Source organism: Roseinatronobacter sp. S2 (assembly GCF_029581395.1).
In the GTDB taxonomy this organism is placed as follows: domain Bacteria; phylum Pseudomonadota; class Alphaproteobacteria; order Rhodobacterales; family Rhodobacteraceae; genus Roseinatronobacter.
This window is the reverse complement of sequence record NZ_CP121113.1, coordinates 3,110,658-3,133,529: the sequence shown is the minus strand read 5'-3', so window position 1 is coordinate 3,133,529 and position 22,872 is coordinate 3,110,658. Positions and strand designations below refer to the sequence as shown.

Here is a 22,872-nt window from a genome sequence, read left to right as displayed (position 1 = left end):
GATATCCTCAAGAATATGTTAAGGGGTGCAGATGACCGAGAATGAGGCGATTGACGCGCTGGTCATCGGGGCCGGACCAGCCGGATTGATGGCGGCAGAAGTGTTGGCGAAGGGCGGGCGCAAGGTCGTGATTTGTGACGCCAAGCCCTCGGCCGCGCGTAAATTCCTGATGGCCGGAAAATCAGGGCTGAACCTGATGAATGCGGCCCCGCCGGATACCCAGATCAGCCAGTATGGGGATGCGGGCGCATGGCTGGCCCCGATCCTTGGGGATTTCGGCCCTGATCAGATCCGCTGCTGGGCAAACGGGCTGGGGGCGGATTTGTTCACCGGCTCCTCCGGTCGCGTCTTTCCGCGCGTCATGAAGGCCTCTCCATTGTTGCGGGCGTGGCTGGCACGGCTGGATGATGCGGGCGTGACATTGCGACGGGGCTGGCGCTGGCAGGGCGGGGCATTCGAATTTGCAACGCCCCACGGCAAGAGGTGCCTGCGCCCCAGGGTCTGCGTGCTGGCCTTAGGCGGGGCAAGCTGGGCGCGGCTTGGGTCTGACGGGGCGTGGACCGCCGAACTGGCCGTGCATGATGTGCCTATTGCCCCGTTTCAGCCTGCAAATATGGGGTTCGTGGTGGATTGGTCCGCGCATATGCGCGCCCATTTTGGCGCACCGGTCAAGGGCGTGCAGCTTAATGCGGGCGAACACTCCGTGCGCGCGGAATTCGTTATTTCAGCGCGTGGCGTCGAAGGGGGCGGTGTCTACGCGCTGTCGCGTCCTTTGCGGGACGGGGCCGCGCTGGTGCTGGACCTTCTGCCTGACCGCACCGTGCCCGACATTGCCGCACGGCTGGCGGCGCAACCACCGAAGCTGTCCACCGCAAACCGGCTGCGCAAGGCGCTGGGTCTGTCGGGGGTGCGGCTTGCGCTGGTGCATGAAATGGCCCGCCCCTTGCCCGCAGATGCAACCGCACTTGCACAGATCCTGAAGGCGCTACCCATCCCGCTGCAAGGCCCCCGTCCGCTGGACGAGGCCATCTCGACCGCAGGCGGGATCATGCGATCCGCCCTGACCGACGGGCTTGAATTGCGCAACTGGCCCGGTGTCTATGCCGCAGGTGAAATGCTGGATTGGGAAGCGCCGACTGGCGGCTATCTGCTGACCGCCTGCCTTGCAACCGGCCATTGGGCAGGCCGCCATGCCGCACAGCAAGGCTGACTTCATCTTGCCCCAAATACTCAAATCATAGCTGGCGCAGGTTTTGCGTATGGCCCGCTATGCAGGCCGCAGGTTCAGCGCACGTTCCTGCACTGGCAAATGCACGATTGCCGAAAACAGCCCCACGCCCACGCCGACCCACCAGACCAGCGTGTAGTCGCCATGCAGGTCATACAACGCGCCCCCCAGCCAGACGCCCAGAAAACTGCCCAACTGGTGGCTGAAAAACACAATCCCATATAGTGTGCCCATATAGCGCAACCCGTAAATATGCGCGATCAGCCCCGATGTCAGCGGCACTGTGGCCAGCCATAACGCCCCCATGACAATGGAAAACACCAAAACCGACCCCGGCGTGATGGGCGACAGGATGAACGCCGCAGCGACCACCGTGCGCGCCATATAGATTGATGCCAGCAGGTATTTCTTGGAATAGCGTTTGCCCAGCCACGCCGCCGCCAGGGTGCCTGCAATATTGGCCAGCCCGATCAGGGATATGGCAACAGCCCCAAGGGCCGATGTGGTCGTGATGCCGATGGCCGCCAGCATTCCGTCGGGGTTGATGGGGCCGCACATTTCAGTGACCATCGCGGGAAAATGTGCGGTGACAAATGCAAGCTGATAGCCGCATGAAAAGAAGCCCAGAAAGATCAGCGTGAAACTGGGGTCACGAAACGCCTGTTTCAGCGCAGCCCCCATGCTTTGTTCCAGCTCGTTGCGGCTGGCGGGCGCAGGGCTGCGCATCATGGGCAGGGCAAACAGGCTTAGCAGCACCATTGCTGCGAAAATAACAAACACGCTTTGCCAGGAATAAAACGACAGCAGGATTTCGGCCAAGGGGGCGCCAAACACCTGACCCGCGCTGCCAGCAGCGGTCGCAATGCCCAATGCAAGGCTGCGGTTTTCATCTGATGCAGCGCGCCCGACCACGGCCAGAATCACGCCGAACCCGGTGCCCGCAACCCCGAACCCCACAAGGATTTCCAGCAACTGATGCGCGCCGGGCGTTACCGCGAAGGACGACAACACCAGCCCCGCCGCATAGACCAGCGCGCCAAGGATAATGGCGCGGCGGTCGCCGAAACGTTCTGCAATCGCACCGAAAATGGGCTGGCCAATGCCCCATGCAAGGTTTTGAATGGCAATAGCCAGCGAAAATTCGGCGCGAAGCCAGCCGAATTCTTCCGCAATGGGAATCTGGAACACGCCGAAGCTGGCGCGGATGGCAAAGCTGATCATGATGATGATGCAGCCACCAATCAAAACAGGTGTCATCAGGGGCGCGCGGGCGGAATGGGGCATGGCGGCAGCTTTCAGAAATACGCACTTAACATGTTTAATTCCGCAAGCGGCGTCAAGCGCTTACGCGACCAGCGCTTCGGCATGTTTCAGATCGACGCTGACCAGCTGGCTGACACCGCGTTCGCCCATGGTGACCCCGAACAAACGGTCCATGCGCGCCATCGAAAGCGCGTTATGGGTGATGATCAGATAGCGGGTTTCGGTCCGGCGGCACATTTCGTCCAGCAGGTCGCAAAACCGCGCCACATTGGCATCATCAAGCGGCGCGTCCACTTCATCCAGCACGCAGATCGGGGCAGGATTGGCCAGAAACACCGCGAAAATCAACGCCAGCGCGGTCAGTGTCTGTTCGCCGCCCGACAGAAGCGACAGGATAGACAGCTTCTTGCCCGGTGGCTGGCACATGATTTCCAGCCCCGCATCCAGCGGATCTTCGCTTTCGACCAGCACCAGTTTCGCCTCGCCACCCGTGAACAGATGCGTGAACAATGTTGAGAAATTGGCATTAACCTTGTCAAATGCGATCAGAAGGCGTTCGCGCCCCTCGCGGTTCAGCGCATTTATGCCAGAACGCAGCTTGGTAATCGCGGCTTCCAGATCGGCCTTTTCCTGAACCAGAATGTCATGTTCGCTTTGGATTTCGCGTGCATCTTCTTCGGCGCGCAGGTTCACAGCGCCCAATGCGTCGCGCGCACGGCGCAGGCGGGTCAGTTCATCCTCCAGCGCGCTGGTGTCGGGCATGGTGTCGGGGTCACTGTCGAGCTGTTCCAGCAAGTCTTGGGGGGTTGTGTCCATTTCGTCGCTGATACGGGTTTCGGCCAATGCGACACTTTCGCGCGCAGCATCGCGGCGCGCTTCAATGCGGGCGCGCCCCTCGCGGGCGTCTGATGCGGCGCGTTCTGCGGCGCGCTCGGTGTCGGCTGCGTTGCGTGCGGCAGATTCCGCACTGGCCAAGGCATCGCGCGCGGCTGCATGGCGGGCGTCGGCGCGGGTTATTTCATCGCTTAGATCGGCGCGCTTTTCGGCCAGTTCATCAGGCGTGGCGCTGGCATCTGCCAGGTCATCCTCGGTGGTTTGTTTGCGCGCTTCCAGATCCTGAATACGGGTTTCGGCGGTTTCCAGGCGGTGGCGCCAGCCGCTTAGGGTCTTGGTGATTTCCTGCCCGCGCGCCAGCCGCGCTTTGGCATCGCGGCGCAACTCGTCTGCTTGCGCGCGGTGCGACATCATGCTGATGCGCGCGGCTTCCACCGTCATGCGCAAGGTGTCGGTCGCCGTGCGGGCCTGATCAAGATCGGACAATTCGGCGCGCTGTTCTTCTGCATTCGCCAGTGTTTCGGACAGATCCTCAACATCATCGTTGAAACGAGCCATTTGCGCAGTTGCGTTTTCCAGCCGGACCTGCGCGCTGTCGCGGGCCGCCTCTGTGCGCGACAGGGCACGGCCCGCATCTGTCAGGCGCTGGTCTGCGGCGCGGCGGGCATCGCGCGCCTGTCTTTCAGCACCACTCAGCGCGTCAAGGCGGGACTTGAAGCTTGCATGCGTGTCGCGGGCGCGATCAAGGCGCGCTTCGGCCTGTTCCAGTTCAACTTTCAGCCTGTCCAGACGGTTTATTTGCTGCAAGCGCAACGCGGCGGTGCTGGGTGCGTCCTGTGCGGCAACATACAACCCGTCCCAACGCCACAAATCGCCCGCCAATGTGACCAGCCGTTGACCGGGGCGCAGCGCTGGCTGCAATCGGGGGCCGTCGGCGGCATCAATCACGCCGGTCTGCGACAGCCTGCGCGCCAAGGCATCCGGTCCCTGCACATGCGGGGCCATAGGGGCTGCGCCATGGGGCAGGGGGGCGGCATCATCATAGCCCGGCAATGCCACCCAGCCCGAACCGCCATCCGACAGGGGCGCACGCAAATCATCGGCCAATGCCGCCCCCAGGGCCAGTTCATGCCCGTCCGCCACGCGCAGCAAATCCAGAAGCTGGGTGCCGTCGCTGCCTTCGCGATCGACCAGCCGCGACAGGGCTGCCGTTTCCGCGCGCAGTGTGCCGGCCTCGCCCTCGGCCTCGGACAATGCGCCGCGGGCTTCGGCTTCTTCGGTTTGGGCGTGCTGGCGGGCATCTTCGGCTTCCAGCAGGGTGGATTCGGCCTCTTCGGTCAGGGACTGCGTTGCGTCCAGTTCTTCTTGCGCCTGTTCCAGTTCATCCTGGGCGGCTTGCAGGGCGCTTCGCGCCTGGGCCTGGGCATCTGCGGCTTGCAGGCTGGCATTTTGCGCTTTTGCAAGGGCGGCAGACAGTTCGCTGATTTGGCGGTCGGCGGATTGGTGGCGCGCGGCCAGTCGCGCGACATCTTCTGTGGCGCTTGTCAGGTCCGCTTCGTGATCGGCCAGACGCTGGGCGGCCTCGGCTGCGGCCTCGCTCGCGTCATGCAGTTTTTCGTCATGGCCGTCGGCGGCTTTGGCCAACTGGTCCTGTTCCCATTCCAGCTGTGCGATTGTTTCTGCGGCATCGCGGTTCAGGCCGGACTCACGCTCGATGTCCTGCGCAAGTTGCAGCACACGCGATTGCAGCGTGCGGATGGTTTCCTGCGCGCGTGCTTCTTCTGCGGACAGGGTGTCGCGGCTGACATGCAGGCGTTGCAGCACGGCCCCTGCGATGGCATCTTCTTCGCGCAAGGGGGGCAGGCGGTCCTCGGCGGTTTGGCGGGCACGGCTGGCGTGTTGCGCATCCGTTTCGGTCTGGGCGCTGGTGATCAGTGCGGCTTGCAGCGCGGCATCGGCATCCCGCAGGGTCTGATCGGCCTCGCGCCAGCGCCGGTATAGCAACAGCCCTTCGACCTGCCGCAGCCGTGTGCCAATCTGGCGGTAGCGTTCGGCCTGCCGTGCCTGCCGCGACAGTTGCGCCAGTTGCTGGGCAAGCTGGTCGATCACATCACTGACGCGTTCCAGATTGGTTTCTGTTGCGCGCAGGCGCAGCTCGGCTTCATGGCGGCGCTGATACAGGCCCGAAATACCCGCCGCTTCTTCCAGAATGCGGCGGCGGGCCTTGGGCTTGGCGTTGATCAGTTCTGAAATCTGGCCTTGCCGCACCAGTGCGGGACTGTGCGCGCCGGTCGATGCATCGGCAAACAGCATCTGCACATCGCGCGCGCGTGCTTCCTTGCCGTTGATCTTGTAGGCGCTGCCCGCATCGCGGGTGATCCGGCGCACAATGTCCAGCGTGTCGGCATCATTAAAGGCGGCGGGGGCCACGCGGTCACGGTTATCAAGTTGCAACGTGACTTCGGCGAAATGGCGTGCAGGGCGCTGGTCGGTTCCGGCAAAAATCACATCTTCCATGCCTGCGCCGCGCATGGCCGTCGGGCGGTTTTCACCCATCACCCAGCGCAATGCCTCCAGCAAATTGGACTTGCCGCACCCATTGGGGCCAACCACACCCGTCAGGCCCGACTGAATCACCAGATCCGTGGGGTCGACAAAGCTTTTGAATCCGTTCAGGCGCAGGCGGTTGAATTGCACGAGTGGGTGAACCTTTGGAATAGTCGCCCCCAGTCTGGCCGCATCCCCAGCCCAGAGTCAAGACAGTTGCGCTGTATGTCGCCGTTGGTTCGCAGTTATCCACAAGATGTTGAATTCTGCACGCGCCGTCTGCGACATTGCACCACAGTGTATTTTGAATTCATATTGTCATATTCATAATTGTATATATGAATGAAAGGAGACACCCATGTCCCATAATCCTGCACGCCCGGCAGACACCTATTCGCCGCTATACTTTCTGGCCTCGCTTGGGGCAGGGGGGCTGGCGGTCAGCTTTTTCATGTGGCTGATGCACTGGTTGCCACATCCCGGAAAAACTGTGCCGGTGTTCGAAGATATTACCGCCGCCTTTGCCAGCGGAACTGTTGTGACCCAAGGCATGATCGTGCTGGCGATGGCCGGTATCGCAGTCTTTGCATTTCTGAACCTGAAACTTCTGGTCTGGAATCTGCGCAGTTTTGCCGCCTGGACGAAGACCGACGCGTATGCAAAATTTGCCAAAACCAATGCCCAAAGTCAGATTATGGCGCTGCCGCTGGCGCTGGCCATGTCGGTCAATGTGATGTTCGTTCTGGGCATGGTCTTTGTGCCGGGGCTGTGGTCGGTGGTGGAATATCTGTTCCCGCTGGCAGTGATCGCGTTTCTGGCCATCGGCGCTTATGGATTCAAACTCTATGGCGGCTTTCTGGGCCGTGTCCTGACCGAAGGCGGCTTTAACTGCGCGGCCAATAACAATTTCGGCCAGATCCTGCCTGCGTTCGCGTTCGCCATGGTCGGTGTCGGCCTTGCCGCCCCCGCCGCCATGAGCACGCTTCCCGCAGTGGCCGGACTGGGCCTTGTGCTGTCCACATTTTTTCTGATGACAGCGGGCATTATCGCAGTCGTCGCCATGGTTCTGGGCCTGCGGTCCATGATGGAGCATGGCGCAAACCCCGAAACGGCACCAACACTGTCCATCATCGTACCGCTTCTGGCCGTGCTGGGCATTCTGGGCCTGCGCCAAAGCCACGGGCTAAGCGCGCATTTCGGATCGCCCGAGATGGCAGGCGAAACGCTGGCCATGCTGACAAAATTCCTGTCGGTGCAAATCCTGTTTTTGCTGTTTGCCGGTCTGGTGCTGGTGCGTCAGGGCTATGCGCAGCGCTTCATCTTCGGGGCTGAAAATTCACCAGGGGCCTATGCGCTGGTCTGCCCCGGTGTGGGTTTCGCGGTGCTTACCCATTTCTGGCTGAACAAAGGGCTGGTGGACGCTGGCCTGATGGTGAAATTCAGCGCTGGCTATTGGGCCATTACAGCCGTGGCATTGGCATCACAATTTGCCATGATCTGGCTGGTCTGGCACCTGAACCGCCGCCATTTTGGCACCCGCCAAAATGCCGAAGCCGTGCCGGCAGAATAACCCCGCGCCATGACCGATGAAAAGGGCCGCATCACGCGGCCCTTTTATTTTTGTGCGGATCGGGGCTAATGGGAAAAGCAACAAAAAGGTTTTCCCATGATCCATGCCCTTGCCCTGATCTTGCTGTGCCAACTGGCGGGCGAAGCCCTGTCGCGTTTGTTCGGACTGCCTGCCCCCGGCCCGGTGCTGGGGATGGGGCTGTTGTTCTTGCTGATGCTGACAGTGCCGCGGTTGGGCGATTTCATGCGCCCCACGGGCGAAGGGATCTTGCGCCACCTGTCGCTTTTGTTCGTGCCTGCGGGCGTGGGTGTGGTGGGGCATTTGCGCCAGTTGGGGGAAAACGGGCTGGCACTGGGGGTGGCGCTTGTTGCCTCCACAGTGCTGGCGATCGCGGCGGGTGTGCTGACCTTTGTGTTCGTGGCGCGGCTGACGGGTGCGAAAGGGGGCGAAGATGCGTGATTTCGCCGAAATCTGGTCTTATCTGGCCGAAACCCCGCTGATCTGGCTCAGTGCAACGCTGATCGCGTATCTGGCGGGGGATTATCTGGCGCAACGTGCAGCGCGCGCGCCGCTGGTCAATCCGGTTCTGGTGGCGGTTATCTTGCTGGCAGCCCTGCTTTGGGCCACCGAGACCAGCTATGCGACGTATTTTGAGGGGGCGCAATTCGTCCATTTCCTGCTTGGCCCTGCCACTGTCGCGCTGGCCGTGCCCCTGTGGCTGAACTGGCCCACAGTGCGTCGCGCGGCGCTGCCGATTGTGGCAGCGTTGCTGGCAGGGTCTGGTATGGCGGTGTTGTCCGCACTGGCAATCGGCCATGCGATGGGCCTGTCGCCCGAATTGCTGGCAACCCTTGCGCCCAAGGGCACCACGGCACCCGTGGCGCTGGGCATCAGCCAGAACCTTGGCGGGTCGCCCACATTGACGGCGGTTCTGGTCATCCTGACCGGCATGATCGGGGCCATTGTCATAACACCCATGATGAACATGATGGGCATTCGTGACTGGCGCGCGCGCGGCTTTGCCGTGGGTGTTGCGGCCCATGGTATCGGCACGGCCCGCGCGTTTCAGGTCAATCCGCAGGCGGGCGCATTTGCTGGCATCGGCATGGGGCTGAATGCCCTGCTGACCGCGCTGCTTGCCCCTTGGGCGCTGGGGTTGTTCCAATAGGCAGCGTCAGCCCAGTTCCTTCATCAGGCGGCGCTTTTGCTTGTCCCAATCGCGCTTGGCCTCGGTCGCGCGTTTGTCGGCCAGTTTTTTGCCCTTGCCGATGGCGATCTTGATCTTCACCAACCCGCGATGATTGAAATACATCACCAGCGGCACCAGCGTCATGCCTTCCTTGGCGGTCGCCGCCCAAAGCCGCGACATCTCGCGTTTGCTGACCAGCAGCTTGCGGCGGCGGCGTTCTTCATGGCCCCAGATATTTGCCTGCTTGTAGGGCGCGATGTAGGAATTCACCAACCACAATTCGCCATTGTCGACCGTGGCATAGCTTTCGGCAATATTGGCCTTGCCCTCACGCAGGGATTTTACCTCGGACCCGTGCAGCATGATCCCGCATTCAAGATCTTCTTCAATGGCGTAATCATACCGCGCGCGGCGGTTTTCAGCGATAATGCGGTAATTGGGGTCAGATTTCTTGGCCATGTCAGTGCAGATAAGGGGCGTGCGCGCCCGTGTCTAGGGGCTCTGTCTAGGGTTTCAGGCGCAACTGCATGCTGTTGCCTGAAGATTTGCGCAATTCAAACGCGCCTGATCTGGCGACCAGCTCGCTCAATTTCGCGCAGCCGTAGTTGCGCGCGTCGAAATCGGGATTGGCCGCAACAATAAACTGCCCGACCTGCCCCAGTGAAAACCAGTCTTCATCCTTGTCGATGGCCTGCATCGCAGCCTTGATCAAGGGCACGGCCTTTGACGGGTGGGATTTTCGGCTCTCGGCAGGTTCGGGGTCGGCTTCCGGCAGAATATTCTCGACAAAGATAAACCGCTTGCAGGCTTTGCGAAATGCCTCCGGCGTCTTTTGCTGCCCGATCCCGTAGACATCCAGTCCCTGCTCGCGGATACGACTTGCCAGCCGCGTGAAATCACTGTCCGAACTGATCAGCACAAACCCGTCAAACCGCCCCGTATGCAGCAGGTCCATCGCATCAATAACCAGCGCAATATCACTGGAATTCTTGCCCACAGTATTGGCGGGCTGGTGATGTGGGACCAGCGCCAGGCTCGGCAGCTTTTCCTGCCAGCCCGACATCTGCGCGCGCGAAAAATCCCCATAGATGCGCCGCACGCTGGCCTCGCCAAGCCCTGCAATCTCTTCGAATATCGCCTCCACCCATTTGGGTGATGAATTATCCGCGTCGATCAAGACTGCCAGCAGTGGAATACCTGTACGCGCCATGGTTCATTCTTTCATTCTGGATCAAATATCCCGGGGGAGGCCCCGCAGGGGACGGGGGCAGCGCCCCCTTACAACGTCCGGTACATCACATAGGCATCAATAAAGCCCTGCACAGGGTGGCGGAATGCACGGGGCAGGCGACCGACAATGTCAAACCCGTTGGCCTGCCACGTTGCAACGGCGCGGGTATTGCTGGACACGACGCAGTTGAACTGCATGGCCAGATAGCCGCGTGCGCGTGCTGTCTCCAGCGCGTGCTCCAGCATCTGTCGCGCTACCCCGCGCCCTTGCGCCGCCGCTGCTGTGACAAATCCGCAATTGGCGACATGCGCCCCGCCGCCCTGCTGGTTGGGGCAGATGTAGTAGCTGCCCATGGGCTGCCCGCCGGTTTGTGCCACAAACGCGTTATGCGTGCCCGCGCACCACCATGCCAACGCGTCCTCGCGGCTGATTGCGGGATCAATCGCATAAGTGTCGCCTGCGCGGAATACCGGCTCCAGCATCGCCCATAGCGCCGGGTGGTCCGCGCTGGTTGCGGGGCGCAGATGCACCCCGCCCGTGTCGGTTTTACTCAAAACTCGACCACCGCGCGAATGGACTTGCCTTCATGCATCAGATCAAAACCCTCATTGATCTGGTCCAGTGTCAGCTTATGCGTGATCATCGAATCGATCTCGATCTTGCCATTCATGTACCAGTCCACGAATTTCGGCACATCGCTGCGCCCCTTGGCCCCGCCAAACGCCGTGCCCTTCCACACGCGCCCTGTGACCAGCTGGAACGGCCGCGTTGATATCTCGGCTCCCGCAGGGGCCACACCAATAATCACCGACACCCCCCACCCACGGTGGCTGCATTCCAGCGCGTCACGCATCACCTTCACATTGCCGGTGGCATCAAAACTGTAATCCACGCCCCCGATCGCGTCATCCCCGCGCTGCGTCAGCCGCACAATCTCGGCCACGACATTTTCAACCTTGGACGGGTTGATAAAATGCGTCATCCCGAATTTGCGCGCCATTTCTTCCTTGCCGTCATTCAGGTCGACCCCGATGATCATGTCCGCGCCCGCCATGCGAAGGCCCTGAATTACATTCAGGCCAATGCCGCCCAGCCCGAACACCGCCGCCGTCGACCCGATTTCCACGCCTGCCGTGTTGATGACCGCGCCAATGCCCGTGGTCACACCGCAGCCGATATAGCAAATCTTATCGAACGGCGCGTCGTCGCGCACCTTGGCCAGCGCAATCTCGGGCATCACCGTGTGGTTGGCGAAGGTTGAACAGCCCATGTAATGGTAAATCGGTGTGCCATCGAGCATGGAAAACCGCGTCGTGCCATCGGGCATCAGCCCTTGGCCCTGCGTGCCACGGATTGCAGTGCACAGGTTGGTCTTGCCCGACCGGCAGGAATAGCATTCGCGGCATTCGGGCGTGTAAAGCGGGATGACATGATCGCCCGGCTTCAGGGTCGTGACCCCTTCACCCACTTCCACCACCACGCCTGCGCCCTCATGGCCCAGAATGCTCGGGAACAGCCCTTCCGGGTCCGCGCCCGAGCGCGTGAATTCATCTGTGTGGCAAATGCCTGTTGCCTTGATCTCGACCAGAACCTCGCCGGCTTTTGGCCCGTCAAGGTTTACCTCCATGATTTGAAGGGGTTTTCCCGCTTCAAGGGCGACTGCGGCACGTGTGCGCATTGTGGGGTCCTCCTGGGATTTTCGGTTTGCCCCAGTGTGAAGCAGCACAGGGGCAGGCTGCAAGCGAAAGCGGCAGTTCGGGGTGAAAAAAACAATGCCCCGCGCGAAGGCTTGATTTTCGCAGGTTTCAGTCACAAACTCTGCCCATGAACATGCAAAACCCGCCCCGCGTGACAGAACAACAGGTCAGCTTTGACCGACGAGAGCTTTCGGTGATCCTGTCGCTCTATGGCCGGATGGTGGCCGCGGGGGAGTGGCGTGATTACGGGATTTCGTGTTTGCGCAATTCCGCCGTGTTCTCGGTGTTCCGGCGCACGGCTGAAACACCGCTCTACCGTATAGAAAAGCATCCGCATCTGCGAAACAGGCAAGGCATGTATGCGGTCATCAGCATGGACGGGCAAATCCTGAAACGCGGGCATGATCTGGTTCAGGTTCTCAAAGTGCTTGAACGGCGTTTGCTGCGCGTCATCGGTGAATAGGCTTTACAGCCCCGAATGCCGGTGCTAAAGGCCTGATGATGAACACAACATATGCATATCACCTGATCTTGCGACGCCGCTGACGCGGTGTAAGTGTTCCTGCGCATGCGCTGCCACAGCGCGCGCCAAATCGATCCTTCCAAATAAAAACCGTCGTTGACTTGTCCGCAATGCTTTGGCAGGTCAATGCTTTGCCTGAACGGGATGATGCCGATGACTGCACAATTTCCAGCTGTTCTGCCGACCTATAGCCGTACATCGCTGGCGTTCCGCCGCGGTGAAGGGACATGGCTGATCGAAGAAAACGGCACGCGCTATCTTGATTTGACATCAGGGATTGCAGTCAATGCGCTGGGCCATGCCCATCCGGCACTTGTGCAGGCATTGACCGAACAGGCGCAGGCCCTTTGGCATGTCTCCAACCTTTATGACATTCCCGCGCAGGCCAGACTGGCCGAAGCCCTGGTCGAGCACACATTCGCCGACACGGCATTCTTTACCAATTCCGGTACAGAAGCCGCTGAACTGGCAATCAAGATGGTGCGCAAATACTGGTATGAATCCGGTGAAGACCGCCCCACCATCCTGACATTTGAGGGCGCGTTTCACGGCCGCTCGACCGGGGCCATCGCCGCCGCCGGGTCCGAGAAAATGACCAAAGGCTTCGGCCCGCTGATGCCTGGTTTCAAGGTGCTGCCATGGGGGGATCATGATGCGCTGCGTGCAGCCCTTGATACATCTGTCGCGGCTGTAATGATCGAACCGGTGCAAGGAGAAGGCGGCATCCGCCCCTTGCCGGATCAGTGCCTGAAAGACATGCGCGCGCTGTGCGACCAGACCGGCGCGCTTCTGGTCCTGGATGAAGTGCAATGCGGTATGGGCCGCACGGGGCGGCTTTTTGCGCATGAATGGGCAGGTATTACGCCCGACATCATGATGGTCGCCAAGGGTATCGGCGGGGGCTTTCCGCTTGGTGCGGTTCTCGCATCAGCCAGGGCGGCATCGGGCATGACCGCAGGCACGCATGGGTCCACCTATGGCGGCAACCCCTTGGCCTGTGCCGTCGGCGCCAAGGTGGTAGAGATTATAACCGCGCCGGATTTTCTGGATGATGTGCGCCGCAAGGCAGGGTTTTTTCGCCAGCGACTGGAAGCCCTTGTTGCCGCCCATCCGGGTGTTTTTGAAGATGTGCGCGGTCTGGGGCTGATGCTTGGGCTGAAGTGCCGCGTGCCAAACCTCGATCTGGTCAAGGCCGCGCAGGCCGAGCATCTTCTGACAGTGCCTGCTGCCGACAATGTCATCCGCCTGCTGCCACCGCTGACAATCACCGAAGCAGAAATCTCTGACGGTGTGACCCGGCTTGACCGTGCGGCCACTGCTTTGGCCTGATTTCATTCTGGTAAAAATATCCCGGGAGCGCGAGGGCAGCGCCCTCGCCCCTTCCCGCAGTCAAAAGGTTCGACCCATGCCTCATTTTCTGGACATTCACACAACCGATACATCCGATCTGCGCGCGATCATTGATCAGGCGCATGCCATGAAGGCCGCGCGCAAAGGCAGGCCAATGGCCGCGCCCGATGACGAACAGCCGCTCAGCAATCGCATGGTAGCCCTGATCTTTGAAAAACCCTCGACCCGCACACGCGTCAGCTTCGATGTCGGTGTGCGCCAGATGGGGGGGCAGACGATGGTTCTGTCCGGGTCTGAAATGCAGCTTGGCCATGGGGAAACCATTGCAGACACCGCGCGTGTTCTGTCGCGCTATGTCGATATGATCATGATCCGCACATTTGAAGAATCGGTGCTGCATGAACTGGCCGAATATGCCTCTGTGCCGGTCATCAACGGGCTGACCAACCGCACCCATCCCTGCCAGATCATGGCGGATATCCAGACCTTTGAAGAACATCGCGGGCCGATTGCGGGGCGCCGTGTCGTCTGGTCGGGGGACGGCAACAATGTGTGTGCCTCTTTCCTGCACGCAGCCGGGCAATTCGGCTTTAACCTGGTCTTTACTGGTCCCGAAGCGCTGGACCCCGAACCCGAATTTGTGGCCCTTGCCCGCGCGCAAGGGGTGCAGGTCGAGATTATTCGTGATCCTGTGCGCGCGGTCGCGGGCGCAGATCTTGTTGTCGCTGACACTTGGGTCAGCATGCATGACAGCCAGTCAAACCGTGAACGCCGCCACAACCTGCTGCGCCCCTATCAGGTCAATGATGCGCTGATGGCCCATGCGAAACCCGATGCGCTTTTCATGCATTGCCTGCCCGCGCACCGCGAGGAGGAGGTTACAAACTCCGTTATGGATGGTCCGCAATCCGTGGTGTTTGACGAGGCAGAGAACCGCTTGCATGCACAAAAGGCCATCATGCGCTATTGCTTCGCAGGCTGAGGTGCATGGCAACCCTCTGGCCATGACAAAAGGCGCGCGACAAAAGGCAGGTCAGGTCAGGCTTTCACCTGTCTTGCCCGCCAAAGCGTGAACAACCCCGCGCCGACCACAACCAATGTGCCAAGGGCCACATTGTTGCGCAGGGTTTCGCCGAACAGCAGCAGGCCGACCGCCGCTGCAAAGGGCAATTGCAGATAGGCGAAGGGTTGCACCGCGCTGGCTTCGGCCACTTCATAGGCGCGGATCAGCAGGAAATGGCTGAAGGCTGATGTCATGCACAAGATGCCCATCCAGACCCAATCGCCCGGTGCCATTGGTTCCCAGAACCAGACGCCGATCAGTGTCATGGTCACGGCCCCCGCAGTGCCCGTCCAGAAGAAACTGACAGCCGCACTGTCGCGCCGCGCGGCAAAGCGCGTCAACAGCCCGTAAAGCGCGAACATGAAGGCTGCCAGAAGCGGGATCAGGGCGGCGGGGTTGAACACCCCGTAACCCGGTTGCAGGATGACCAGCACCCCGATGAAGCCGATCCCGATGGCGGTCCAGCGCCGCCAGCCGACCATTTCGCCCAGAACCGGTCCTGACAGCGCCGCAACCAGCAACGGATAGACTGCAAACACCGCATGGCTTTCCACCAGCCCCAGTATCACAAATGCGGTGACCATCACGCAGACTTCCAGCGCCAGCAACACCCCGCGAAAGATTTGCAGCACAGGCTGGGTTGTGGCGGCCGCCTTGCGAATTCCGCCTGCCTGCCGCGCGGCAACCACGATCACGAAGCTGGCAAAAAACCAGTACCGGATCATGATGATCATAAAGACATTATATTCCCCTGCCAGATGCTGGGACATGGCGTCCTGCATGGCGAAGATGAAGGCCGTGACGCACATCAGCCAGATGCCAAGGGAATTGTTTTGCACCACACTCATGACAGGGTTCCTGTTGTCATATGTCGCTTATGTGCAAATCCGCGTTCGCGTGTGACATCAAAACCTGCGGCAGCAATGGCGCGGCGCACAGCACCTGCGGCCGTATAGGTTGCAAAAGTGCCCCCCTTGCGGGTGTGGCGGGCCACCTGCGCCATCAGGGTGTCGGTCCAAAGCTCTGGGTTTTTGGCCGGTGAAAACCCGTCCAGATACCATGCATCTGCCTGACCGTTCCACAATGGCACTGTGTCGCGCGCGTCCCCTATGACGATTTGCACCTGCAAGGGGCCAAGCGCGAACTGGCGCAAGCCCTGTGACCACGCGTCCAGCAGGGGGGCGGTATCCAGTGCGGTGAAGGGGGCAAGCGCGCGGGCCATGTCTGTGGCGCGCATGGGGTAGGCCTCGAAACTGGTGAAATGCACGGGGCCGGTCCGCCCTGCCAGCGCATCAGCCGTCGCAAGCAGGTTCAAGCCGGTGCCGAAACCCAGTTCTGCAATATGAAAACCCGGCCCTGCGCGCTGGTCTATGCGATTGCCTGCAAGAAACACATGCCGTGTTTCCGCCAACCCGTCCGCAAGCGAGAAATAGGGGTCATCAAACCGCGCCGCCACAGGGGTTCGGTTATCTTTCCAGGTTATATCTGCAATCTGGTCGTTCATGCCGCTCTGCTTTATGACACATGTGAACAGTCATGCAGTCGCGTAGGGGAAATGACAATGGCCGATGTGACCATCATGGGGGCGGGGGTGTTCGGGCTGGCGCTGGCCTATAGCTGCGCAAAGCGGGGCGCGCAGGTTCATCTGCGGGACGCGCGCGGCGTAGGGGCCGGATCAAGCGGGGGGATCGTTGGCGCGCTGGCCCCGCATGTGCCGGAAAACTGGAATGCCAAGAAGGCGTTTCAGTTTGATGCATTGATCCGCGCCGAGGAATTCTGGCGTGCCGTGGCATCGCGCGCAGGCATCAATCCCGGATATGCGCGTCTGGGGCGCGTGCAGCCGGTGCCAGACGGCAAGCTGGATCTTGCGCATGCGCGCGAAGCGGGCGCGGCAAGATTGTGGCAGGGGGCCGCACAGTGGCGGGTCTTGCGCAGTGACAGCGCGCCGGGGCTGGCGGTGGCCGCGCCATCGGGCTGGGTCGTCCATGATACGCTGACGGCAAGAGTGCACCCAAGGCAGGCGGGGCGCGCGCTTTTGGGGGCGTTTCAGGCGCTGGGCGGCCAGTTCCGCATCGGGGACAGCCCGCAGGCAGACGCGCCCGTGGTCTGGGCCACAGGGCACGAGGGGCTGGCCGCGTTGTCGCGCGATCTTGGCTATAAGGTTGGCAGCGGGGTCAAAGGGCAGGCAGCCCTGTTGGGCTATGCGGCCAATGATGCCCCCCAGATATTTGCCGACGGCTTGCATATTGTCCCGCATGGGGACGGAACAATAGCGGTCGGGTCCACGAGCGAGCGTGATTTTGACGCGCCCGACACGGTTGATGCGCAATGTGATGCGTTGATCATGCGTGCGCGGGATGTTTGCCCTGCGCTGGCACATGCGCCGGTTTTGGAACGTTGGGCAGGGGTGCGCCCCCGCGCCAGCAGCCGGGCGCCGTTAATGGGGGCATGGCCCGGAAAAACGGGGCAATATGTGTTCAATGGCGGCTTCAAGATCGGGTTTGCAATGGCCCCTGTGCTGGCTGAACTGATGGCTGACCTTGTGCTGAACGGTGTTGATCGCGTGCCAGATGAGTTTCGACTGAGGTAGGATGACCCGAAGTTGCGTTTTGCAGGTGTGTGGGCGTGGTTCGTTTCCCCTGCCCACAGTTATTTTCGCAAAGCGCCCGACATTGTTTCCACTGACACGCGTAATTAACCTTTTTGCAGCTTGCGGTTATTGCATATCGCAAAAATATTCGCATTCTGCCTGATTTGTGCCACAAGTCCGGTGTTAACCTTTATGAACCGGATGCAGAATGCTTCGGTCTGAAACGAAGGTTGGCAACATGACCTATGATGCAGTTATTCTACCCAAGCGTTTTCCCGCGCGTGCGGTCCCGCAGGCACTGCTTGCCGTTTATGACGGTATCACCATCGATCCTGTCCGCACACGGCTGACAAGCATGAAGCTGGATATGTTCAGTGCGCCGCCGCATATCCGCATCTTTCGACACTAGAACAGATTGCGTCATTGCCACCGAAAGGACGGGCACAGGCCCGTCCGGCAGCGTTGCAGATTGTGCCCGTCCGAGATATTGGCGTTTTGGTTCCGTCTGACGGTCAGACTTCTTTTCTTAGCGCATCAATCAGGTCGGTGCGTTCCCAGCTGAACCCGCCATCCGATTCAGGCGCGCGCCCGAAATGGCCATAGGCGGCAGTGCGTTCATAGATGGGGCGGTTCAGCCCCAGATGCTCGCGGATGCCGCGTGGCGTCAGGTCCATCACCTGTGCGATTGCACGTTCGATCGCTTCGTCGTCAACCTGCCCGGTGCCATGTGTATCGACATAAATGGACAGCGGCTTTGCCACCCCGATGGCATAGGACAGCTGCAACGTGCAGCGCTGCGCCATGCCGGCGGCCACGATATTCTTGGCCAGATAGCGCGCCGCATATGCCGCAGAGCGGTCCACCTTGGTCGGGTCTTTACCAGAAAACGCACCGCCGCCATGCGGTGCCGCACCGCCATATGTATCAACGATGATCTTGCGTCCGGTCAGGCCCGCATCCCCGTCAGGGCCGCCGATTACGAAAGTGCCGGTCGGGTTGACCCACCATTCGGTCTTGGGGGTGATCCAGTCGGACGGCAGCACTTCGCGGATATAGGGTTCGACAATCGCACGGATGTCGTCGGATGTCTGGGTTTCATCAGCATGCTGGGTGGACAGCACAATGGATGTCACCTCGACCGGTTTGCCGTTTTCATACCGGACCGAAAGCTGGCTTTTTGCATCAGGGCGCAGGGTCGGTTCCTGACCGGATTTGCGCACCTCGGACAGGCGTTTCAGAATTTTATGGGCATACTGGATGGGTGCGGGCATCAGTTCGGGCGTGTCATCCACGGCATAGCCGAACATGATCCCCTGATCGCCCGCGCCGTCACGGTCCACCCCTTGGGCAATATGTGCGGATTGTTCGTGCAGGAAGTTCAGCACATGGCAGGTGTTCCAGTGGAACTTGTCCTGTTCATACCCGATATCGCGAATGCAATCGCGCGCGATCTGCGGAATGCGGCCCATATAATCCTTCAGGCGCTCGGGGTCTGTCAGCCCGACTTCGCCGCCGATGACAACCAGTGATGAGGTGGCGAACGTTTCGCAGGCGACGCGTGCGGTTTCTTCTTCTGCTAGAAGTGCATCAAGCACCGCATCAGAAATGCGGTCACAAACCTTGTCGGGGTGTCCTTCTGAAACGGATTCCGATGTGAAAGTGAAATTGTTTCTTGCCATATGCGGGCCACCCGTTCCTGTTTTGGGGCAGCCCCTTCGGACTGCCCCGTTATACTTAGTTCAGATTTGTTCTAGCGCTTATCAACAAGTTTCAAGCTGCACAACTGTTCACAGCTGCCCGCACGTTATGGTGTCGCAGGCGCTACAGTATCGATGAACGCGGCAATTTGTGGCCCGATGCCGTCAACAATCAGCGCGACCCCGTCTGCATTGGGATGAATATGATCGTCCTGCATCAGGTCTGCGAAGCTTGCACCGGCATCTGCTTTCTCGGTCATGGGGTGCATGAAATTGGGCACCAGCGGCACGTCGTATTCCTGTGCCAGTTCGGGATACATGCTATCGAAGGCGTCGCGAAATTCGGGGCCGTAGTTCCCCGGTGCGGGCATGCCTGCCAGCATGGCGGGAATATCTTCTTGTTGCAGGCGGGCAAGGATGGCGTCCAGATTGGCGCGGCTTGCGGCAGGGTCAATGCCGCGCAACAGATCGTTCCCCCCAAGGATAACCAGCATTGCATCCACAGGTTCGGCCAAGGTCCAGTCCAGTCGGGCCAGCCCGCCCGCAGTTGTGTCCCCAGACACGCCTGCGTTTATCACGATCACGTCATGGCCCTGCGCGTGCAGCCAGTCCTGCAACTGCGGAACGAACCCGTCATCGGCAGGCAGGCCGTATCCCTGGGTCAGGGAATCCCCCAATGCCACAAGGCGCAACGGTTCTGCACCCGCCGCACCGACGGAAAGGCCCAAAGCCAGCGTTATGCCTGCACACGCTGCACCGCAGCGCTTGCCGAACGGGGTAAAAACCCCATATGGGTTCGATAGGGGCACGCAAAGGACGGATTTGATGACTGACATTATTCTCTCGCTCAAGGATACGGGGTTGACCCTGCAAGGCAATGCCGGGCCGGTCGAGATTTTGCGCGGTATCACACTGGATGTCACGCGCGGGGAAACCCTTGGTCTGGTCGGGCCTTCTGGGTCTGGCAAATCATCCCTCCTGATGCTTATGGGCGGGCTGGAACGTGCGACTGCCGGTCAGGTTTCGGCCCTTGGCCATGATCTGACCGCGCTGAACGAAGACGCCCTTGCCCGGTTTCGCAGGTCACATATGGGGGTTGTGTTCCAGTCTTTCCACCTGATCCCGACAATGACCGCGCTGGAAAATGTTGCCACGCCCTTGGAACTGGCCGGAAAGCGCGATGCGTTTGAACGCGCAGAAGAGGAATTGCGCGCCGTTGGTCTGGGCCACCGGATGGACCATTACCCCGCGCAAATGTCGGGCGGCGAGCAGCAGCGCGTCGCACTGGCGCGCGCTGCGGCCCCGCGCCCTGAAATATTGCTGGCGGATGAACCGACCGGCAATCTGGACGGGGTGAACGGGCAGGCGATTATGGAAATGCTGTTTGGCCTGCGCGACAGGCATGGGGCCACGCTGATCCTTGTGACCCATGCGCCCGAACTTGCCGCGCGCTGCGACCGTGTCATCCGTCTGGCCGATGGCCGCATTGAAGGTGAAGACCGCGCAACTGCAAGGGCCGCCGAATGATGCGCGTGGCATGGGCGATTGCGCGGCGCGAATTGCGCGGCGGCTTGCGCGGGTTTTGGGTGTTTCTGGCCTGCCTTGCATTGGGTGTGGGCGCGATTGCGGCTGTCGGGTCCGTGCGTGGCGCGATTGACGACGGGCTTGCGCGCGAAGGGGCCACGCTTCTGGGGGGCGATGCGGAATTGCGCATGACCTACCGTTTTGCAACACCGCAGGAACGCGACTGGATCGACGGGTTCGCGGGCGCGGTGTCCGAAGCGGTTGATTTCCGGTCCATGGCTGTGGCCGGACAGGGTGACAGCGCCGAACGGTCTGTCACCCAGGTCAAGGGGGTTGATGCGGCCTATCCGCTGGTAGGTGCCGTCGGGCTTGACCCTGAAATCCCGTTGGAACAGGCATTGGCCGTGCAAGATGGCCTGCCCGGTGGTGTGATGGAACGTATTCTGGCCGAACGGCTGGATCTGCAACTTGGCGATGTGTTCCGCCTTGGTGTTCAGGAATTTCGCCTGACAGCGCATCTGACCCGCGAACCCGACGGGATGGGTGCGAATTTCGGCTTTGGCCCGCGCACGATTGTCAAATCCGACGCGTTGCAGGATGCGGGATTGCTTGGCCCCGGCACGCTATACGAAGTGAACTATCGCCTGCTTCTGGACGGGCGCGATCTGGATCAGGCGCGGGCTGCCGTGAACAGCCAGTTTGATGGCGCTGGCGTGCGCTGGCGTGACAGCCGCAATGCGGCGCCACAGGTTCAGCGCGTGATTGAACGCGTGTCATCCTTCCTTGTGCTGGTCGGTCTGGCCGGTCTGGCCGTGGGCGGGGTGGGCGTATCTGCGGCGGTGCGCACCTATCTGGACGGCAAGACCAATGTGATTGCCACACTGAAAACCCTTGGTGCCGAAAGTCGCACCATCCTTGCGGTCTATCTGATGCAGATCGGGGTTCTGACTGCGCTGGGCCTTGCGCTGGGCCTTGCCTTGGGGGCGGTCGTGCCCTTTGCTGTGGCCCCTTTGGTTGCGGATCAACTGCCTGTAGACCTGCATATCGGCCTGCACCCGAAGGCACTGATCGAGGCTGCGATTTACGGCGCGCTGACGGCGTTGATATTCACGCTGTGGCCGCTGGCGCGCACTGAAAATGTGCGTGCGGCGGTTATCTTTCGCGGGGTTGATGAAAATGCGCAAGGCTGGCCGCGCTGGCCCTATATGCTGGTCACACTGGCGTTGGTGGGGGGGCTGGTGGCGATAGCGGCCGCATTCGCGGCGGTGCCGATGCTGGCTTTCGCAACCGCAGGCGGGGTGCTTGGCGCATTGGGCGTGCTTGCACTGGCCGCGTGGGCCGTGCGTGCGCTTGCGCGCCGCGCCGCGCGGTCGCGCAGCTTGCGCGGGCACACGGCGCTGCGCATGGCCATGGGCGCGATTGGCAACCCGCGCGAAGGGGCAGGGGCTGTCATTCTGTCGCTGGGGCTGGGCCTGACGGTGCTTGCCGCAGTGGGCCAGATTGACAATAATCTGCGCCGCGCGATTTCTACGGATTTGCCAGACCGCGCGCCCAGCTATTTCTTTCTGGACATCCAGAACACGCAGCTGGACGGTTTTCTGGAACGGCTGGACCGCGATGACAATGTGGACCGCGTTGAAACCGCGCCCATGCTGCGCGCCGTTGTCACAGAACTGAACGGCATTCCATCGCGCGACCATCCGGCGGCGGGGCATTGGGTGCTGCGCGGCGACCGCGGCATAACCTATTCCGCCACCCCGCCCGAAGGCACACGCCTGACCGCGGGCGCGTGGTGGGACGCGGACTATTCCGGCCCGCCGCTTGTCAGTTTCGGGGCCGAACAGGCCGCTGATCTGGGGTTGGGTGTCGGTGACACTGTGACCATCAACGTTCTTGGCCGCGACATCACCGCCGAAATCGCTAATCTGCGAGAGGTGGATTTTTCCACCGGCGGTATCGGGTTCGTCATGGTCATGACCCCCGACCCCATTCGCGCAGCCCCGCATACCCATATTGCCACGGTCTATGCGCTGGAAGCGGCTGAAGGCGCGATTTTGCGCGATCTGTCCAATATGTATCCCAATATCACCGCGATCCGCGTGCGCGAAGCGGCAGAACGCGTGACCGAAGCGCTGTCCACAATGGCCACGGCCACCAGTTTTGCGGCACTTGCCACGTTGCTGACAGGGTTTGTCGTGCTGATCGGGGCGGCAGCAGCAGGGGAACGCGCGCGTGTGTTCGAAGCGGCTGTCATGAAAACCCTTGGCGCGTCGCGTCGCGGTATTCTGGCCAGTTTCGCGCTGCGCTCTGCGCTGATGGGGGCTGCGGCGGGCAGTGTGGCGCTTGGGGCTGGTGCGCTGTCCAGTTGGGCCGTGATGCGCTTTGTGATGGAGGCCAGCTATCAGTTCGAGTGGCTGCCAGCACTTGCGGTTATCGCAGGCGGTGTTCTGGCCACATTGCTGGCGGGGCTTGCCTTTGCGCTGCGTCCGCTTGCCGTGCGTCCTGCACAGATTTTGCGCGCGCAGGACTGAACCGGATGTATTCCAACCCATGGGCAAGCAGGTTA

21 protein-coding genes are annotated in these 22,872 nt (G+C 61.1%); 11 read left to right on the top strand and 10 right to left on the bottom strand.

Translation table 11 applies throughout. The features are described 5' to 3' along the window. Positions 1-49 precede the first annotated feature (49 nt). Positions 50-1,210 carry a TIGR03862 family flavoprotein gene (locus tag P8S53_RS15130; protein WP_373418528.1) on the top strand — a complete coding sequence of 387 codons (1,161 nt, stop codon included), beginning with the start codon at positions 50-52 and terminating at the stop codon, positions 1,208-1,210. Positions 1,211-1,267: 57 nt separating this feature from the next. On the opposite strand, the gene P8S53_RS15125 is transcribed toward P8S53_RS15130, so the two are convergent. Continuing rightward, positions 1,268-2,512, bottom strand: coding sequence for an MFS transporter (locus P8S53_RS15125; protein WP_277804804.1), 1,245 nt, complete (start codon positions 2,510-2,512; stop codon positions 1,268-1,270). A gap of 60 nt (positions 2,513-2,572) precedes the next feature. Next, positions 2,573-6,022 (bottom strand): chromosome segregation SMC family protein, encoded by a 3,450-nt coding sequence (locus tag P8S53_RS15120; RefSeq protein ID WP_277804803.1) that lies wholly within the window; start codon positions 6,020-6,022, stop codon positions 2,573-2,575. A gap of 208 nt (positions 6,023-6,230) precedes the next feature. Here P8S53_RS15120 and P8S53_RS15115 point away from each other — a divergent pair, with 208 nt between their 5' ends. The 3 genes from P8S53_RS15115 to P8S53_RS15105 all read left to right on the top strand — a co-directional run bounded on the left by P8S53_RS15115 (position 6,231) and on the right by P8S53_RS15105 (position 8,610). Next, on the top strand, positions 6,231-7,442 hold the full coding sequence (locus tag P8S53_RS15115; RefSeq protein ID WP_277804802.1) for a hypothetical protein: 1,212 nt from the start codon (positions 6,231-6,233) through the stop codon (positions 7,440-7,442). Positions 7,443-7,538: 96 nt separating this feature from the next. Next, positions 7,539-7,901, top strand: coding sequence for a CidA/LrgA family protein (locus P8S53_RS15110; RefSeq protein WP_277804801.1), 363 nt, complete (start codon positions 7,539-7,541; stop codon positions 7,899-7,901). After that, a complete protein-coding gene (locus P8S53_RS15105; protein WP_277804800.1) occupies positions 7,894-8,610 on the top strand; it encodes an LrgB family protein in 717 nt (238 codons plus the stop codon). The genes P8S53_RS15110 and P8S53_RS15105 overlap by 8 nt, the downstream gene beginning before the upstream one ends. Before the next feature lie 6 nt (positions 8,611-8,616). On the opposite strand, the gene smpB is transcribed toward P8S53_RS15105, so the two are convergent. From smpB to P8S53_RS15085, 4 genes are all read right to left on the bottom strand, one after another. Beyond that, complete coding sequence (gene smpB / locus P8S53_RS15100; RefSeq protein WP_277804799.1) at positions 8,617-9,090, bottom strand: SsrA-binding protein SmpB; 474 nt, start codon at positions 9,088-9,090, stop codon at positions 8,617-8,619. Positions 9,091-9,136: 46 nt separating this feature from the next. Beyond that, on the bottom strand, positions 9,137-9,841 hold the full coding sequence (locus P8S53_RS15095; RefSeq protein WP_277804798.1) for an NYN domain-containing protein: 705 nt from the start codon (positions 9,839-9,841) through the stop codon (positions 9,137-9,139). 68 nt (positions 9,842-9,909) lie between these two features. Further along, positions 9,910-10,416 (bottom strand): GNAT family N-acetyltransferase, encoded by a 507-nt coding sequence (locus P8S53_RS15090; protein WP_277804797.1) that lies wholly within the window; start codon positions 10,414-10,416, stop codon positions 9,910-9,912. Then, positions 10,413-11,540, bottom strand: a complete 1,128-nt coding sequence (locus tag P8S53_RS15085) for an S-(hydroxymethyl)glutathione dehydrogenase/class III alcohol dehydrogenase (protein ID WP_277804796.1) — start codon at positions 11,538-11,540, stop codon at positions 10,413-10,415. The genes P8S53_RS15090 and P8S53_RS15085 overlap by 4 nt, the downstream gene beginning before the upstream one ends. 146 nt (positions 11,541-11,686) lie before the next feature. Between P8S53_RS15085 and P8S53_RS15080 the strand changes: the two genes are divergently transcribed. From P8S53_RS15080 to argF, 3 genes are all read left to right on the top strand, one after another. Further along, positions 11,687-12,022, top strand: a complete 336-nt coding sequence (locus P8S53_RS15080) for a DUF2794 domain-containing protein (RefSeq protein ID WP_277804795.1) — start codon at positions 11,687-11,689, stop codon at positions 12,020-12,022. Positions 12,023-12,235: 213 nt separating this feature from the next. Next, the gene (locus P8S53_RS15075) at positions 12,236-13,411 is read left to right on the top strand and encodes an aspartate aminotransferase family protein (protein ID WP_277804794.1); all 1,176 of its coding nucleotides are present in this window, start codon (positions 12,236-12,238) and stop codon (positions 13,409-13,411) included. A gap of 76 nt (positions 13,412-13,487) precedes the next feature. Further along, positions 13,488-14,414, top strand: coding sequence for an ornithine carbamoyltransferase (gene argF / locus P8S53_RS15070; protein WP_277804793.1), 927 nt, complete (start codon positions 13,488-13,490; stop codon positions 14,412-14,414). 56 nt (positions 14,415-14,470) lie between these two features. Here argF and P8S53_RS15065 read toward each other — a convergent pair whose 3' ends face one another. Together P8S53_RS15065 and mnmD are read right to left on the bottom strand one after the other, a co-directional pair. Next, positions 14,471-15,343 (bottom strand): DMT family transporter, encoded by an 873-nt coding sequence (locus tag P8S53_RS15065; protein ID WP_277804792.1) that lies wholly within the window; start codon positions 15,341-15,343, stop codon positions 14,471-14,473. Continuing rightward, positions 15,340-15,999, bottom strand: a complete 660-nt coding sequence (mnmD, locus tag P8S53_RS15060) for a tRNA (5-methylaminomethyl-2-thiouridine)(34)-methyltransferase MnmD (protein WP_277804791.1) — start codon at positions 15,997-15,999, stop codon at positions 15,340-15,342. Before mnmD ends, P8S53_RS15065 begins: the two co-directional genes overlap by 4 nt. 57 nt (positions 16,000-16,056) lie before the next feature. Between mnmD and P8S53_RS15055 the strand changes: the two genes are divergently transcribed. After that, a complete protein-coding gene (locus P8S53_RS15055) occupies positions 16,057-17,085 on the top strand; it encodes an FAD-binding oxidoreductase (RefSeq protein ID WP_277804790.1) in 1,029 nt (342 codons plus the stop codon). Between the two features lie 238 nt (positions 17,086-17,323). After that, a complete protein-coding gene (locus P8S53_RS15050; protein ID WP_277804789.1) occupies positions 17,324-17,494 on the top strand; it encodes a hypothetical protein in 171 nt (56 codons plus the stop codon). Between the two features lie 103 nt (positions 17,495-17,597). Here P8S53_RS15050 and metK read toward each other — a convergent pair whose 3' ends face one another. Both metK and P8S53_RS15040 read right to left on the bottom strand, forming a co-directional pair. Continuing rightward, positions 17,598-18,764, bottom strand: coding sequence for a methionine adenosyltransferase (metK, locus tag P8S53_RS15045; protein ID WP_277804788.1), 1,167 nt, complete (start codon positions 18,762-18,764; stop codon positions 17,598-17,600). 125 nt (positions 18,765-18,889) lie between these two features. Then, a complete protein-coding gene (locus P8S53_RS15040) occupies positions 18,890-19,618 on the bottom strand; it encodes an arylesterase (RefSeq protein ID WP_277804787.1) in 729 nt (242 codons plus the stop codon). Between P8S53_RS15040 and P8S53_RS15035 the strand changes: the two genes are divergently transcribed. Together P8S53_RS15035 and P8S53_RS15030 are read left to right on the top strand one after the other, a co-directional pair. Beyond that, positions 19,608-20,309, top strand: coding sequence for an ABC transporter ATP-binding protein (locus P8S53_RS15035; protein ID WP_277804786.1), 702 nt, complete (start codon positions 19,608-19,610; stop codon positions 20,307-20,309). The two genes, P8S53_RS15040 and P8S53_RS15035, sit on opposite strands and share 11 nt — an antisense overlap. Then, entirely contained in the window at positions 20,309-22,837 is a 2,529-nt protein-coding gene (locus tag P8S53_RS15030; protein ID WP_306417948.1) for an ABC transporter permease, read from the top strand. The genes P8S53_RS15035 and P8S53_RS15030 overlap by 1 nt, the downstream gene beginning before the upstream one ends. Positions 22,838-22,872: the final 35 nt, after the last annotated feature.